The organism is Pauljensenia sp. C0170B4 (genome assembly GCF_056590235.1).
Genome location: NZ_JBWPVS010000003.1, coordinates 221,733 through 237,586 on the forward strand (window position 1 = coordinate 221,733; position 15,854 = coordinate 237,586).

9 protein-coding genes and 1 pseudogene are annotated in these 15,854 nt (G+C 60.7%); 6 read left to right on the top strand and 4 right to left on the bottom strand.

The window, feature by feature from the left end:
• The first annotated feature begins 109 nt into the window (after positions 1-109).
• Together AC1EJ1_RS05275 and AC1EJ1_RS05280 are read left to right on the top strand one after the other, a co-directional pair.
• Positions 110-1,432: a YkvI family membrane protein gene (locus tag AC1EJ1_RS05275; RefSeq protein ID WP_070726010.1), complete on the top strand. Its 1,323-nt coding sequence runs from the start codon at positions 110-112 to the stop codon at positions 1,430-1,432.
• Positions 1,433-1,672: 240 nt separating this feature from the next.
• Positions 1,673-3,001, top strand: a complete 1,329-nt coding sequence (locus tag AC1EJ1_RS05280) for a YkvI family membrane protein (protein WP_058237638.1) — start codon at positions 1,673-1,675, stop codon at positions 2,999-3,001.
• A gap of 27 nt (positions 3,002-3,028) precedes the next feature.
• Here the strand turns inward: AC1EJ1_RS05280 and AC1EJ1_RS05285 are convergent, their stop codons facing one another.
• Together AC1EJ1_RS05285 and AC1EJ1_RS05290 are read right to left on the bottom strand one after the other, a co-directional pair.
• Positions 3,029-5,386: a DUF6541 family protein gene (locus tag AC1EJ1_RS05285; protein ID WP_070726011.1), complete on the bottom strand. Its 2,358-nt coding sequence runs from the start codon at positions 5,384-5,386 to the stop codon at positions 3,029-3,031.
• Between the two features lie 204 nt (positions 5,387-5,590).
• A pseudogene (locus tag AC1EJ1_RS05290) lies at positions 5,591-6,229 on the bottom strand (DedA family protein); the annotation flags it as partial.
• A 120-nt stretch (positions 6,230-6,349) separates the two neighbouring features.
• Between AC1EJ1_RS05290 and AC1EJ1_RS05295 the strand changes: the two are divergent.
• The 3 genes from AC1EJ1_RS05295 to AC1EJ1_RS05305 all read left to right on the top strand — a co-directional run bounded on the left by AC1EJ1_RS05295 (position 6,350) and on the right by AC1EJ1_RS05305 (position 11,827).
• Positions 6,350-9,313: a lysylphosphatidylglycerol synthase transmembrane domain-containing protein gene (locus AC1EJ1_RS05295; RefSeq protein WP_070726012.1), complete on the top strand. Its 2,964-nt coding sequence runs from the start codon at positions 6,350-6,352 to the stop codon at positions 9,311-9,313.
• Between the two features lie 77 nt (positions 9,314-9,390).
• Entirely contained in the window at positions 9,391-10,401 is a 1,011-nt protein-coding gene (locus AC1EJ1_RS05300; protein ID WP_058237635.1) for a DsbA family protein, read from the top strand.
• Between the two features lie 160 nt (positions 10,402-10,561).
• On the top strand, positions 10,562-11,827 hold the full coding sequence (locus AC1EJ1_RS05305) for a diacylglycerol/lipid kinase family protein (RefSeq protein WP_070726015.1): 1,266 nt from the start codon (positions 10,562-10,564) through the stop codon (positions 11,825-11,827).
• Positions 11,828-11,869: 42 nt separating this feature from the next.
• Here AC1EJ1_RS05305 and AC1EJ1_RS05310 read toward each other — a convergent pair whose 3' ends face one another.
• On the bottom strand, positions 11,870-13,579 hold the full coding sequence (locus AC1EJ1_RS05310) for an alpha/beta hydrolase (RefSeq protein WP_480295482.1): 1,710 nt from the start codon (positions 13,577-13,579) through the stop codon (positions 11,870-11,872).
• 160 nt (positions 13,580-13,739) lie between these two features.
• Here AC1EJ1_RS05310 and AC1EJ1_RS05315 point away from each other — a divergent pair, with 160 nt between their 5' ends.
• The gene (locus AC1EJ1_RS05315) at positions 13,740-14,837 is read left to right on the top strand and encodes a Gfo/Idh/MocA family protein (RefSeq protein WP_083314398.1); all 1,098 of its coding nucleotides are present in this window, start codon (positions 13,740-13,742) and stop codon (positions 14,835-14,837) included.
• A gap of 64 nt (positions 14,838-14,901) precedes the next feature.
• Here the strand turns inward: AC1EJ1_RS05315 and AC1EJ1_RS05320 are convergent, their stop codons facing one another.
• Positions 14,902-15,762 (bottom strand): class I SAM-dependent methyltransferase, encoded by an 861-nt coding sequence (locus AC1EJ1_RS05320; RefSeq protein WP_083314399.1) that lies wholly within the window; start codon positions 15,760-15,762, stop codon positions 14,902-14,904.
• Between the last annotated feature and the right edge of the window lie 92 nt (positions 15,763-15,854).

Below are 15,854 nucleotides of genomic sequence, written 5' to 3' on the forward strand. Positions count from 1 at the left end.
GTCACTGACGAGGGCGACTTTCCCCGCGGCGTGTGCCACGCCGCGACGGTGCGCCGGCGCTATTGGAGGTGCCCATCAGCGAGAAAGCGACCCGGGAACGGATCGACAGATGAATAAGAAAGTCCTGACCGTTGCCATGGCGTACATTGCGATCGCCGTGGGTGCAGGCTTTGCCTCCGGGCAGGAAGTCCTTCAATACTTCGTCGGTTTTGGTCCGTGGGGCCTGGTCGGCGCATTGGCCGCTGCCATTGTGTTTTCATTCGCAGGTTTCGTGATTGTCCAGCTCGGGTCCTATTTCCTGGCCAGCGATCACAAAGTCGTGTTCGGCGAGGTGGCGCACCCGGTTCTGGCATTCCTGTTCGACGTCACCGTCACTGTCACAGCTTTTTCAATTGGTTTCATCATGATTGCCGGCGGAGGAACGAACCTGAATCAGCAGTTCGGCCTGCCGACATGGGTTGGCTCAGCGATCGTGATCGTGGTTGTTCTGGCGATGGGGTTTCTGGATGTCAGCAGGGTTACGCGCATCATCGGCGCGCTCACACCGGTGCTGATCATCTGCGTCCTGGCGGTGACCATCTACGCGCTGACACACATCGACGCCACCTGGAGTGACATCCACGCTTCAACGCAGCTGGTTGACACCACCATTGCGCACTGGTCATTGTCGTCACTGAACTACGTGGCAATGAACCTATGCGTGGTGGCGTCAATGGCGATCGTCATCGGTGGCGATATTTCCGATCCGAAAGTGGCCGGCTTTGGCGGCCTTCTCGGCGGCGTGTTCTTCGGAGTCCTCCTGCTGGCGATCACGGTGTCGCTGTATGTGCACGTGCCGACCGTGTACCGCGATGACATGCCGATGCTGGCGTTGGCCGCCAGCGCGGCACCGTGGGCGGGGCACGTGATGGCACTGGTTGTTTTCGGCATGATCCTGAACTCTGCGATCGGCATGTTCTACGCGCTGGCTTCGCGTTTCTCCACAGGAAGCACCGGCCGTTTTCGCCTGGTGCTGGTGGCGCTGGTTGTGGCCGGCACCGTCCTGTCGGCTTTCGGCTTCAAGAACCTGGTGACCTGGCTGTTCCCCGTCATTGGTTATGCCGGCTTCATCCTGATGGGCGTGCTGGGCTACTCGTGGATTCGCACGCGCCGCATAATTAACGAGGAAACTGATCGACGAGGGCGAATCACGCGTCTGCTCAGACGCAAACTACGCACGGATCGTGTGTTTTCCAGACTCGATCAGGCACGTCTGGACCGCGAAGTGAGCGCCTCATCCATTGAAAATGCTCAGCTGGTGGGGACCATCGGATCAGAAACGTGTGACGACCTTGATGCGCGTGGTATTGCTCACGACGATCTTGACGGTGAATCAGTGTTGCAGAACCAGGCCGAACCTGGTGCCCCTACCGGCGAGGTGTCGGCGAAATAAGCGACGTCAAGCCACAGCTATCTGCTGAATTACACTGATGTAGTTTTCCCCATGTGTGGATAAGCGTGTGGATTAAGTGACAGCAGTGGAGGTGGAAGCCACCCTCGTCAATAGCGGCGAACACAAGGAAGAATCGCCGAACTGGCCGATCGCTGCCGCTGGCGCCCGGCATAAAAGTCGCATGTGAACGAGCAAAGCAGGTTAAAGTATCAAAGGAAATGTTCGCGTCGAAAGCCGTTCATGAATAAAAAAGTCTTGACTGTTGCCCTTGCCTTCATCGGCATCACCGTTGGTGCAGGTTTTGCCTCAGGCCAGGAAGTTCTGCAGTATTTCTCCGGATTTGGGGTGTGGGGCATCGTCGGCGCCGTCATCACCGGTGCGGTGTTCTCATTCGCAGGTCTGGTGGTCGTTCAGCTCGGATCATACTTTCTGGCCAGCGACCACAACGTGGTATTCGGCGGGGTGGCACATCCATTCCTTGCCCGCCTGTTCGACATCATCATCACGTTTACGCTCTTTAGCCTGGGTTTCGTCATGATTGCGGGTGGCGGCTCGAATCTCGAACAGCAGTTTGGACTGCCGACATGGGTGGGTTCCGCGATCATCACGGTGCTGGTCATGCTGGTGGGAATGCTGGATGTGGACAAGGTTACGAAGATCATCGGCATGATTACGCCCGTGCTGATCCTGTGCGTCCTCATCGTGGTGATCTGGTCATTCACGCACATTGATGCGGCGTGGGAGGATATCCACGAGTCTGCGCAGCTGGTGGACACGGCCCTTCCGGCGTGGCATATTTCGACCCTGAACTACGTGGGCGTGTGTCTGTCCACCGTTGTGTCGATGGCGATCGTCATGGGCGGTGACATCACGGATCTGAAGGTTGCCGGGCGCGGGGGAATGATCGGCGGCATCGTCTACGGCGTACTGCTCACACTGGTCGCCGGCGCGTTGCTGACGCAAATGACGACCGTGTATGACCAGGACATGCCGATGCTGGCACTGGTCAACCACATCCATCCGTGGTTTGGCTTTGCGATGGCAATCGTGACGTTCCTGATGATTTTCAACACCGCGATTGCCATGTTCTACGCGTTGGCCAAGCGTTTCTCGCACGGTGGCGACATGCGGTTCCGCGTCATCTTGCTGGCGCTGACAGTGGCAGGGTTCGGGCTGTCATTCCTCGGGTTCAAAGAGCTGGTCAACAAGCTCTTCCCGATCTTGGGGTACTGCGGCATCGTGCTGATGGTGGTGCTGTTTTACTCGTGGATCAAGACTCGCCAGGACATCATCGACGAGTCGGAGCGACGCGGCCGCATTCTCAAGTTGATACGTCGCCGTCTGCGCCTCGATCGCGGTTTTTCCCGCAAACACGCCAGGCAGCTGCGCCACGAAGTCGAGGACTCCGATGTTGAAAACGTCGAACTGGTCGACGCGATGGGGGCCGTCGCCGCGGAGGAACTTGAAGAAGAAGGCATCGACCACGACGATTGGGAGCCGATAGCCGACCGTCAGGAAAACCAGGCTGCCACAGAAGCCGGCGAGCAGGTCTCAGCTGACAAGCACTGAGTCATACTCCGCGCGCCCTGCGCTTCGTCAGTCGCAGGCAGTAATGCGGTACAGTTTCGCCGTGCCGCCAGTGTCGACCAGCTCGAAGCCGTGGGATGTGTCCACGTTGTAGAACCCTGGCATTCGCGAGGAGCGTGCGAAGTTGTAGTACTGGCCATCTTCGTCCTCAAAGAAGTGCGTGATTCCAAGGTCACGAACCACTTGGCACACTTCGGGATTGGTGTGGATCTCATTAAAGGATCGGCGCAGGATATCTTGCGAAACCGTGTCCTTGTTAACCGTCGACAGTTGCCTGAACACGACCTGACGCTGTCCGATCGACAGCGAGTAGGCCTCGCCGGCGATGGGATCTCCGACGATCAACGCATCTTCTGGCACCGTCTGAGGCATGCGCCGGAACATGTTCAGCTCCGCGTTCGTTGACATTCCGGGTTTGCCTAGGTGATCTGCGTCGTACACGTATCGCACCGCCCACAGCCGAGCATCCATCGCGCCGCCCAGTGACATGGCAACGATCCACACGCCGAGCAGTGCGCCGACCCGCCACAGTGACGATTGCGCATGATGCTCGTCAGCGGCGCGCACCCTGTGCGAGCGCACCCAGTTCACGAGCTGCTCGAAACCGAACGCGATCAGAGGAATCATCGTGAGGTTCTGTACCCCCATGATGCGACGAGCATCCATGTACCACGGTGCCAGCAGGTAGGTGCGTCCGGGAAAATCTGGCGCATACGCCATGAAAGTCAGTGCCGCGAACAGCAGGAAAGAGACAATGAGCCAGGTTGTCGGACGCGGCCCATACGATTCGCGCACGCGTTGGCGCGTTGCGATCCACAGGTCGGCTCGTTCGCTCACGGTCATGGAGGCCGTCGACGAGGGCGGCTCCGTCGAATCCTGCAGCATTGCCGAGGGCTGCTCTGCCGCATCGTGAGAATCTGCTGTCTGGCAGTGGAGCGCTGCATCGGTTTGCGCTGCCTCGTCGGAGGGGGCCGCTGCGCCGGAAGGCACTGCTGCCTCGGGCTGCACCACTGACGGCCACGGCCAGGTGGGAATGTCGTTCTTGACCACTCGAGACCACACAAATGCGCCGCGGATCAGCGCAATGATGCCAATCAGCATCAGCACCGCGGTGATCGTGATGGTCAAGATCAAGCCGATGGTGCGGGTGAAAGGCGGATAAGGGGTCAGGAAGGTCGAGAAAGCCTGCTCGTAAGAAATGCCCCGCCTCGGGTAATCCCCCATCGCCTGCACGCGATCCATACCCAGCATCCACAGCGGCGCGCACACCGCCACCACGCACACCACCCCTGTTGCCGCAGCCACGCCGTAGTGACCGATCCACGCGGAGCGCCTGACGAGGATGAACATGGACGCAATGATCGGTGGAATCAGCAGCACAGCCAGTGAAAACGCGGCCGTGGGGTGGGCGAGCACCATGCCGACGAAGCCCAGGGCAATCAGCCCTCCCAGCGGAAGATGTGCAAACGCGCCAGCCAACCCACGATCAGTCGATCGCGCCAACCGCCTGCCCCAGACCAGGCTCATTGCAGCAATTCCCGGCAGAAGGATGACTCCCAACGCGTTGGGCCACTGGTTGTACATGGTCAGGGCGTCAGCCGGCATGGAGAGCATGCAGCCCGCAGCAACGGGTGCCACGACAACGGCAACCCGTGAAGTGGTGACGACAGCAGTGAACGCTGTGCCACCGATCGCCCACAGCGCCATCAGTGCCAGCGAGGCCGCGTTCGACGTTTGAATCACGGTTTCGGGCGTGGCGAACAGCGCCGTGAACGCATGCCAGGCGTTCGGGTAGAAAACTTCACGTCCACCGTACAGAGGTGCCAACCCTCCGAAAGGATCCGCACGTGAGGTCTCCAGAATCGACCACACACCATTGACGTGGAAAACAGAGTCCCACTGTTGCACGGGATCACGCGGATTGACCGCGATCAGCATGGGCAGTGCGGCCAGCACCCAGCCGACAAACACCATGAACCAGATTGCGCCGCGCGCTCTGCGCGACAGAATGCGGTAGGCGTGCGAGGCCGGCGCATCTGCCCGCAGTGGTGGCCGCGCCACCAGGCTGTCTCCAAGCAGTTCGCCATGTTCAGGGTTTGCGCGCCGACGCAGCACATAAACCGCAGCTCCGGCGCAGGTCAGCAATGCCAGGACCGGCATAACGGTAGCGCGGGTATACGGAACTCCCAGCGCATGCCAGATCATCGACAGGATCGACACGGTTCCGACAGTGAGTGCCGGTCCGGCTGCAGCAGCCACCACCGATGAACGGATCTGTGTGCGCACCCAGAAATAGCCGGGAAGGATTGCGATGACAACCATCGCGATCACCAGCGGCATCAGCCCCAACCATGCAACCCAGTTCATGAATCAGCTTTCTGTGGCGCGTTCGGTGCCGGTCGGGTCACCCTCGTCAATTGCGATGCTGCCGGCCCGCCGAAATGCCTCAGGCTTCGGGTCGACAGCTTCGGGACCAGAGCTGACTGACCCGGACCTGCGATCAGCAGCCTCGGAGTCGGCATCGACTGCATCCGACACCTGCGCGGATGCTTCGGCTGCTTCAGCGCGACCTTTGCGAGACTGACGGACACGCTGAATGGCGAACTCGGCGATCATGGGGATGACCGAGACCACGACGATCAGGATGATAATGACTGACAAATTATCGTGAACGAATTGGATACCGCCCAGCGCGGAGCCGGCCCATGTGATGCCCACGCCCCAGGCCAGAGCGCCCAGCGAGTTATAGATGACGAACTTGCCGTACGGGTAGCGCGCGATACCGGCGGCAAGCGGAATGAATGTGCGCACAAACGGGATGAAACGCCCGATCACCAGCGAGCGCCCGCCATACTTCACGAAGTAGCGTTCAGCCTGGTGCAAATGCTCGGTCTTCAAAATCCGCGCATTGTCGGAAAAGAGACGCCGCCCGAATCGACGCCCCAGCCAATAGCCGATCTGTGCGCCGATAAACGCAGCGACGAACGTCAGTGCAATCAAGGTCGGCAGGTGCAGCCCCAGGCGCTCATGAAGCAGACCGGCCGTGAACAGCAGGGAGTCGCCAGGCAGCACCGGAAACAGAATGCCCGATTCGATCAGGACGATCAGCAGCGTGCCCCACAGCACCCACGGACCCATCGCGAGCAGCAAGGATTCGGGATCGTGGAACCAACCGATGACGGTTGTCAACCACGATTGATCGGTTGGCATCACGGTTACAGCCAGCACAAGTTCCCTTTCATTAGCGGGGCATAACACCTCAAAACGGTGCACGCACTACCCTATATGTGTTACTGCACGAATAGGCGTTGCGCCATTAGGATAGATCGTATGACTTTGAAGGGCGCGGATTCGACGGCACCCCAGTCGACGACATCCGATTGGGTCGAACCTGGCTCAGCCACACCCACATCCGCATCGCCCTCCGCGACGTCAGGCCCGTCGACGCCCACACCGCACGGATCCACCACGAACGCTTCTGCCAAGACTGACACTGAGCCGCCCGGCTCAAACCCCGACGCGTCCATCGATGACCTGTCGATCGACCAGCTCGCCGCCACTCAACGCGCGACCGCTCCCCTTCCGCGCCTGTCGCGGCCCGCGTATTTCGCTGACCGTCATGAGGAGCGCACGCGCCGACGTGAGGATCTGACCGACGTTATCCTCGCACTCCTGGGAATCGCACTGGTGTGGGTGTTGGGTATGTACGCCCATTCAACCACGCAAGGGGTCACCGACGATGTGCGCAACGTCTTTGCCGGCGCTCTGCGAGCCATTTTCCTGCTGCCCGTCACGCTGATCGAGGGCCTGATCATTCTGGCCGGCCCTATCGTCATCGTGGGCGCGCTTGCCCGGCGAGGAAGACTCACCACCATCATCGAAACACTCCTGACCGCGGCGATCGCGACGTTCACTGGTTGGGTTCTGATGATAGTGCTCGATCATGTACCTGCCGATTTCACGGCTCCGTTAGGTGCCACCGGCACCTTCGGCGCACACGCCGCCATCAACCTGGTCCTCATGACGCTTGCCGCGTTATTCACCACAGCCGGCGAAACGACGCATATGCGTTCCATCCGCTACGGCTGGCTCGGTCTGGCGGTCGTCGCATTTTTCGGCGTCATTCGCGGCACCATGAGCCTTCCGTCAGCGCTCGTCTCCCTGCTGCTTGGCCGTATGATCGGCTCACTGGCACGATGGGTCCTCGGTTTCGAGGATCAGCGTGCCACTGGAATCGACATTGTCGAAGGCTTGCTGTCGATCGGCATTGTCCCCTCGCGGATCATCCGTTCCGACCTGGAAACGTCAACCTCGCCGCTGGTGACGTGGAAGATTGACGAGGTAGACTCACGGCGCGTCAATCCGGATCGCCATCCAACAGGGGACGGGTCTGCCTCGGCAATCAGTGGGGCCGACATGCAGCCGGGGCGCGATACGGCACTAGTGGGTGCTCGGCCAGGATCGACCGCGGTGCAAGCCGGCAGCGAGACGACCAATGCCGGCACGCCTGAAACTGACGTGACCGATGAGGTGACCACTTCCACTGATGAGGAAGCTGACGTCACTTCCACGCGCCAGGATCTGCACATGTTCACCACCGATGTGGACCTGGTTGAATACACCGTCACGCGTTACCCGCAACGCCCCGACGCCCGCCACTATGCGGTGTGGGATGACCACGGCAGGCTGTGGGAAGTACAGGTGCTTGATCCGGGTCGCGAACTGACAGGCACGCTGATCGACGTATGGAACAATCTGCGTCTGCGCGGGATATCACGATGGGTCTCGCCGTCGCTGAAAGCCAACGCTGAACGCTCCACGCTGACGACGCTGGCTGCGCACAGAGCTGGCGTGCATGTTGCTGAACCACTGGGAATGGCCCAAGTAGGCGATTCAATCCTGGTGGCATCCAAGGCGATCCCGCCGGTGACAACGCTCAAGGATTCGCCTGATCACCTCCTGTCTGACGACGTACTGGATCAGGTGTGGAATCAGTTACTCCTGGCGCATTCCCGGTCGATCACGCACCGCGATCTCACGTTCGACTCGGTGATGCTGGACGCGTCCGGACAGGTATGGCTGCTCGGCTGGGATCAGGGCGAAGTAGCAACGAACGAGCTCAACCGCAGGATCGACATTGCTCAGATGCTGGTGTTGCTGTCGGTGTGCGTGGGTGAAAAACGCGCCCTGGAAAGTGCGGTGCGCGCGGTAGGCATCCGTGAACTCAAGGCCAGCGCGCCGGTGTTGCAAGGCGCGGTGCTGCCCGCGCAGATCAGCCGTGCCGTGCGTAAGAGTGAAACGTTGGCAAATCTGCGAACTGCGATTGTGGGCGATGAGAAGAACGAATCCGCCCAGCTTTTGAAACTTGAACGCTTCGCCCCGAAGACGATTATCACGGTCGCGATCCTCGCGGTGGCCCTCATCGTCGTGCTCGGCTCGATGAACTTCCGCGAAATCGCTGATGCTGTTACGTCTGCCAGCCCGGTGTGGATTATTATCGCGTTCATCCTGGGTGCGCTCACGTGGTTCGGTGCTGCCGTGCCGTTGGTGGCGTTGTCTACCGAGAAGATCAAACTGTCTGACGCGACCCTGGCACAGATCGCCGCGTCCGTTGTGACGGTCGTGGCTCCTGCCGGTATCGGTCCTGCGGCGCTGAACCTGCGCTTCCTCAATAAACAAAAAGTTGAGACACCGATGGCGATCACCACGGTCACGCTCATGCAGATCTCCCAGTTCCTGACAACTGTCGCATTGCTTTTCATCATCTTGCTGACCGGAGCATCATCCACACCGCTTAACATTTCCCTGCCGACGTCGACGATCGTGCTGATCGTGGTCGCAGTACTGGCGGTGGTGGCCACAGCGCTCGCAGTGCCGAAATTGCGCAGGTGGCTGTGGGCAAAAATCAAGCCGACGTGGAAGCAGATCTACCCGCGTCTGATCTGGATCGTGGGTCAGCCCAAGCGTATCGCCGCCGTCCTAGGTGGAAACATCGTGATGAATATCGGCTTCGTCGGCGCGTTCTGGGCAGCGCTCAAGGCTTTCGGCGGTGAGCTCAACCTGCTGACCCTGGCGGTGACATATCTGGCGTCGAACTCGTTGGGATCAGTGATCCCCTCGCCTGGCGGTATCGGTCCGGTGGAAGCTGCGTTGACCGGCGGACTGCAGGTTGCCGGCATCCCCGTCTCGGTGGCACTGTCCACTGCCGTCCTGTACCGACTGGTGACCTTCTACGGTCGTATCCCCTTCGGATGGGCGGCCCTCAAGATCATGCAGAAGAAGGATCTGCTCTGAATCTTCGGATCGCATCGCGTTGTGCACCGGAGGTGGCTCGACCGACGTGGCCACGTAAAACGCGATAATGTGCGTGTATGGACATTCAGCGTACTTCTTCTGATTCTGAATCACCTGGTCGCGCAGATTCACATTTGACGCGCACCGTGCCCGTCTCCGGCTCACAAGCCTCCTCCACCGGCTCTGCTGGTGCAGACGAGAATTCCGCACCAGCAGGATCAGCTACGCACGGCACTGATGCTCGTGCGGCGCGCTCACAGTCGTCGCGCTCCTCGTCATCCGTCCTGGTCGCCATTGCCGCTGTTTTGGCAGTGGTCCTGGCGTTCGCCGCCGGAGTGTTCGTTGGGCGAAGCACCGCGCCGCAGCCGTCACAGGCACAAAGCGAGGCGTCCTCGCAGACACAGGACGAGGCGGCATCGCAGCAAGGTGAAAACTCTGAATCCGCAACCACTCAACAGCAGCTGGACTACGCTCCCTCGCAGACCAATGAGGAGGCGTTGAAGATTCTGGCCGATGAGCCACGACGCGATCCCAACGACCCGATGGCGCGCGGCGAGGTCGACGCTCCCGTCGTGATGGTCGAGTACTCGGATTACTCGTGCCCTATGTGCGCCAAGTACGCCCAGGAGGTTGAGCCCAAGTTTCAGGAACTGATTGACAATGGGACGCTGCGCATCGAGTACCGCGACATGGTGATCTTCTCCGACAAGGGGTCTGACATCGCTGCCGCCGCTGCGCGGGCAGCCGGCCTGCAGGGCAAGTACGTCGAATTCCACGAAGCGGTTTTCGCTCAGGCTCCCACGCAAGATCATGCGTCCTACACTGAAGAGTCCGTCACGCAGATTGCTGAGCAGGTAGGTGTGGCAGACCTGGATCAATTCCGCGCCGACCTGACGTCCGAGAAGATCAAGGACGCCGTCCAGGCTGATACGCAGCACGGCAAATCAGTGGGGTTGACGGGAACACCCTCGTTCTTCATCAACAACGCGTACCTGACAGGTGTCTACCCTGTTGACTACTTCATCCGCACCATCGAGAATCAGGCTGCTGAAGCCGGCAAGGCGATCGAGCCGGCGGCCGAGAAGTAGGCAGAAGGATTAACCGCCGCGCCCCTGCGCCCACTTTGCCCGACAATAGAGGTAGAAGGTACCAGAGAGTCGAACAGGACTGGCGGGCCGGCCCGTCCGCACCGCTGGGAACTCGAAGCTGCACAGTCCAGACAGTCGCACCGTCAGATAGGAGCTTTTCATGGGACGCATCAATCTTTCACGATGGATCGGTTTGGCCACGGCTGGCGCTACAGCAGCTGGTCTGGTGTTGGTCGTACGCTGGCTCGCCTTCCAGCAATCGCGCTCAAATGCGCGCCAGGACGCCCAGTTCGACGTCAACACGCATGAGAGCGACAAGACGCTGGAGAACGTGTGGGTCGTGTTCAACCCTGCCAAACAGTCCGATACTGAACAGTTCCAGGCCCACGTCGAAGAAGTAGCGCGCTCATGCAACGTTTCCCACATCGAGTGGATTGAGACAAGCGAGGAAGATCCCGGCACCGGGCAGGCCATTGAGGCCCTGACGAAGGGCGCATCACTGGTCATCGCTGCTGGCGGTGATGGGACCGTGCGTGCAGTTGCGGCCAGCCTGGCTCATAGCGGCGTGCCGATGGGAATCATCCCCGCCGGAACCGGCAACCTGCTGGCACGCAACCTGAATATTCCCACCGACGACCTGGATGAAGCCATCCGTATTGCGCTGGGCAGCACCTTTATTCACGGTGACTTGGCGTGGCTGCGGATGGAAGATCCGGACGAGGTTGGCGACCTGACCGCTGAAGGCCAGCTGATCCGCGAAGCACGCGAACGCCTGGATGCGAACGGTGACACCATCGCAGAGGATGATGAATTCGCCTACACGGTCATTGCCGGAATGGGCTTTGATGGCGAGACGATGGCGAACACGGATTCTGGTCTGAAGAAGAAGATCGGGTGGATTGCCTACGTCATTTCCGGTGTGAAGGCGCTGCACGGCAAACGCATGAAGGCGTCACTGAAGTTGAAGGATGCTGTCTCCGCCGACCAGTCGACGGTGGCTCCTGACCTGGCAGAACACCCCGACGCGCAGGCAGACGAGGGTGACCGCCCTGATGTTGAAGAACTGAGCGATGTGCCGGCACGGACCATCATGGTTGCCAACTGTGGTGAGCTGCCCTACCTGGTGCTGGTGCCTGATGCGGATCCGACTGACGGACTCCTCGACGTGGTGGCAGTGGACGTGCGCGCAGGTCTGCTTGGCTGGGCAGATGTTGCGGGGAAGATTCTTGCGCAGGGAGCAGGATGGACACCACTGGATCTGCCTGCTTCGACCGGCCACATGACAGCTCGCCAGTGCCGCGATGTCAAGGTCGACGTCGATCAGCCGCGCATCGTGCAAGTCGACGGGGATCCGGTTGGAACAGCCTCGACCGTGCATGTCAGGGTTGACGAGTCTGCCGTCGATATCGCAGTTCCGCGCCAGTAACGCTCAAGGGACTCGCTCTCCGGCAGCCTGCCTGACCGCCGCCTACTGGCGTTCGGACAGCGCAATGTTGGCGGAAATGGCGTGCCCGATCCTCCGCAGCATCGCATCATCAGCCCACTGGCCATCGGTCAGCGTGTTGGGACGTTCTGCGTCCCCAAGCCCCAGCAGTTCCTTCCACATGGGGATCAGTTCGTGGTGGTAGGTGTGCCCGTGCCCACCGGGTGCCCGACCCGCCACCGGCAAATCAGCCAGCACCTGCAGGTATGTCCCGATACGGGTGTACTCCATGGACGGTGACACGTCGCGGCCGGCTTTTTCACGCATCCAGTCCGGCTGGTACCACGCCAGGCGGCCCGTCCACCACACCACCGGGTCGGACGGGTGTTGTGCGTAGATGATGCGCGGGAAGTGCCACGGCCCGAGTTCACGGCCGTATATATCGTGGCGCAGATCCTCCGGACCTGTCGCAAAGCGCACATGCCGCGCATTGTCCACAACAGGTGCCACCTCGGGCGATCCGCGATGCCTCTTTTCTGTCAGCTCCTGATGCATCGGGGTGAACGAGGGCGTCCCCACCCACAGCGCACCGTCCACCTGACGCATCACATCGGCCAGGTCGGTATACACAGCCTGTGAGGCGAATGCGCCGAGCGACTCTCCAGTGATATACAACGCCGGCCGCTGATTAGCAGGCAGACCGTCCACTGCCTTCTTGACTGCCTGGTACAGCATGATCGCGGCTTCGACGCAGTGGTCCAATCCGGTCATCCAATGCAGGGACGAGGGCGCGTAGGAATACTGCATCGACGCTGTGGCGCAGTTGCCGCAGGTCAGGTACTCCAGAGGCTGCACTTCCCACTCGTCAACCCAGCCGGATCCCGTTGACGTATTGACGGCGATGACCGCCCGCTCGAATGCGCCGGTGCGTTCCAATTCGCGCACCACCATGTCAGCTGCGTCAGCGAGGGTCTGCCCGCCTGTCGGCATGCCGGCGTAGACGCGAATAGGTTCGAGGGCCTCGCGCCCGGTCACCTCTTCAATGTCGTGGCGCGAGGGGCCTCGTCCCAAAAACACGCGGCCCTGACCGCCAACGGATGCCCACGACACCAGGGAATGGTGGGATCCGGATCGTTCGGGCACCTCGGGACGAAAGATCCCTTTGGCGGTGCGGTTGTTCATTTCCCATGCCTTTCGGGAAAAGAACGTGACACCTCCAGCGATAATCACTTTTGAGGTCAACAGGATCAGCAGCGCCACGATGATTGCGCATCCCACCGCCAACGCAATCCACATCGGTATCCATCGCGCCAGGAAAGTGACCAGGGTGGCCAACATCCACAGCAACGCATCCAGTACACCGATGATCACGTGGAAGAGCACAAATGCTCCGAGCAGTCCCAGCACAATGGAACTGATTCGCGGACCGGGCATGTCCACCAGTTGCGCAGCTGAGCGGGCGTGGATGAATGACTGAACAACTGATCGGATGAACCAGATCATGAAAATAACGAATGCGGCCCACCGCAACCCGGTTTCGGTGGCAGGCGAGGCACTGATGGTTAAGTCAGTCAGGCGCAAAATTAATGTTCCGGTGCTCTCGATCACCACTCCCACCACGTATCCGAGCGATGCAAGAACGCCGGACACGACGGCTTGCCACCACCAGGATCTGGGCAGCAGGGACGGCGACACGGACACTGCATACATCACCAGCGCGGCGATAATGCCGAGCAGAGATGGACTGTCGAGCACCCGTCACCTCCGTGTTGCATGGAATGTCAGACGTGGGGATACGTTCACGTCCGCGTCCTCTCTATTGTACGAACATCGCACCGCATCACCACGATTCACCTGACGTTGGCGTCACCTTCGACCGCACGTAGTCGGCACACTTATGTGACAGAATCGAATTATGACAGCAGATACATCGAAGACACCCTCGTCCCCCCATCAAACCCTCCCGGAGTTGCCGCCCACCATGCGCCGCCTGGCTGGCGACGTGCACATCCCTGACCCGATGGATGCTCCCAGTATTCGGTGGGGAATCATTGGTGCCAGCGGCATTGCCCGCACGATGTGTACCGCGATCAATGCGTACACGACTTCACGCGTCGTCGCGGTCGCTGCCCGCGAACCGTCCAGGGCAAAGGCGTTTGCACGTGACAATGACGTCGAGCGGGCTGTGGATTCGTACGAGGAACTCGTGGCGTGCGATGACGTGGACGCGGTCTATGTGTCGACGATCCACCCCTACCATGCACGTTGCGCGCTGATGGCTCTGCGTGCGGGCAAACCTGTGCTGGTGGAAAAGCCGTTCACGATGACGGCACAGCAGGCACGCGATGTTTTCGATGCGGCTGAACGAGCGCACCTGTTTGCGATGGAGGCTATGTGGATGCGCCACTTGCCTCACCATCACGTTCTTCGCGCCATCCTCGCCGGAGGGGGTCTGGGAGCGGTGCATTCGGTTCATGCTGATCACGGGCAGCGCCTCCTTGACGTTCCGCGCCTCATTCGCCCTGAGCTGGGTGGCGGAGCCGTGCTGGATCTGGGCGTGTATTCCCTGTCTTTTGTCCATCAGGCGCTCGGTGCGCCCGAGGAGCTGTCGGCGCACGGCCGGATGCGTCCTGATCACCTTGACACCGCTGAGGTTGTTACTGTGCGCGCAGGCGATGCGCTGGGTGTGGCTCGCGCCGCGATGGATGCGCGTTCAGCTACAGCGGCCGAAGTGGTTTGTGCAGGTGGGTGCCTGGAGTTGCCTGAGCAGTTCTACCAGCCCGGTATCCTGCAGTTGCGCACGTGGGATGACGAGGGGACCGAAGTCGTGGAACAGTGGGATGCCCGCATTCCCGGCGGCTTCCAGTATGAGGCGGCTGAAGTGGCGCGCTGCCTGGCCCAGGGTCACACCCAAAGCAGTGTGATGCCGTGGCGCACAACGGTGGAGGTCATGGACATGATCGATCAGGTGCGTGCCCAGCTCGACATCCGCCATCCTGGAATTAATGGGTAGGGTTTGCGCTGGTGGCAGCGCGTAAGAATCGCCCCGGCATCACTGTTAAAGCTGCCGGCACACTTTAGTTGAGTCCGTTGCGCGCAATCCACGTCATCGTGACGACAGGGATGGACACCCACTGGTCGCTTTCGTAGCGCAGGTGTTCGTACAGGTACCAGTGCAGGTTGCGTTGCATGCGTTTGCGCATGGCCGTGCTCGCCCGCAGGTACGAGGAGCGGGTGCGTGCCAGTTCCATCACCTGTTCGGGCAGTAAGACGTGCATCCACCTGCAGGTATGCAGCGTCGCCGGTGTGATCGGCGGGTCCCACCTGGGTGGTTTGTCGGGCCGGTGCACGTCGCCCGAACGCATGATCCGTGTCAGGCGGTGCACCCACGGCATCCGCACATCCATCTGGTTGAACACTGCTGCCACCACGCCGCCAGGTCGAACAATTCGCGCCAGCTCGGCGCTCGCCTCATGCGCATCGACCCAGTGCCACGACTGTGCAAATACTGCACCGTCGACACTTCGATCCGGCAATGTGGTCCGCTCCCCGGTTCCATCAATCACGCGGATAAGCCCTGAGTGCGCCTGATGCCATGGTGTTCCATCCGCAGCTGGGTCGCCCTCGTTCATGGCCGAATTGTCGGCGACGTCATGCCCATGAAGAACGCCGGTGAGTTGATCGCGCATTGCCCGGGCCGGTTCAACGGCAACAACATCGACTTCGCGCCGTGCCAGTGCGAACGTCATTTTTCCTGTGCCGGCACCGATGTCTGCGATACGCACTGGCGACCCGGTCTGCAGGCCGCTCGCCTCGCAGGCACCGATCAGTGTGTCGACCGCTGCAGCCGGGTATCCGGGGCGGATGTGCCCATACGAGGACGTGGCACGCTCGAAAGGGTTGACGTCGTCAGTTTTGGCAATATGGGAAGTCGGCACTCAGTCAGCCTACTGCATGGGTGATGCGCCGCAGACAGACAGACGAGCCGGCGCTGTACCCAGTGAGGTACCTGCGGCCGGCTCGTCTGTCT

Coding starts and splice junctions, on each gene's coding strand:
- AC1EJ1_RS05315 (WP_083314398.1), top strand. CDS start 13,740: ATGACAGCAGATACATCGAAGACACCCTCGTCCCCCCATCAAACCCTC.
- AC1EJ1_RS05295 (WP_070726012.1), top strand. CDS start 6,350: ATGACTTTGAAGGGCGCGGATTCGACGGCACCCCAGTCGACGACATCC.
- AC1EJ1_RS05285 (WP_070726011.1), bottom strand. CDS start 5,386: ATGAACTGGGTTGCATGGTTGGGGCTGATGCCGCTGGTGATCGCGATG.
- AC1EJ1_RS05305 (WP_070726015.1), top strand. CDS start 10,562: ATGGGACGCATCAATCTTTCACGATGGATCGGTTTGGCCACGGCTGGC.
- AC1EJ1_RS05280 (WP_058237638.1), top strand. CDS start 1,673: ATGAATAAAAAAGTCTTGACTGTTGCCCTTGCCTTCATCGGCATCACC.
- AC1EJ1_RS05275 (WP_070726010.1), top strand. CDS start 110: ATGAATAAGAAAGTCCTGACCGTTGCCATGGCGTACATTGCGATCGCC.
- AC1EJ1_RS05300 (WP_058237635.1), top strand. CDS start 9,391: ATGGACATTCAGCGTACTTCTTCTGATTCTGAATCACCTGGTCGCGCA.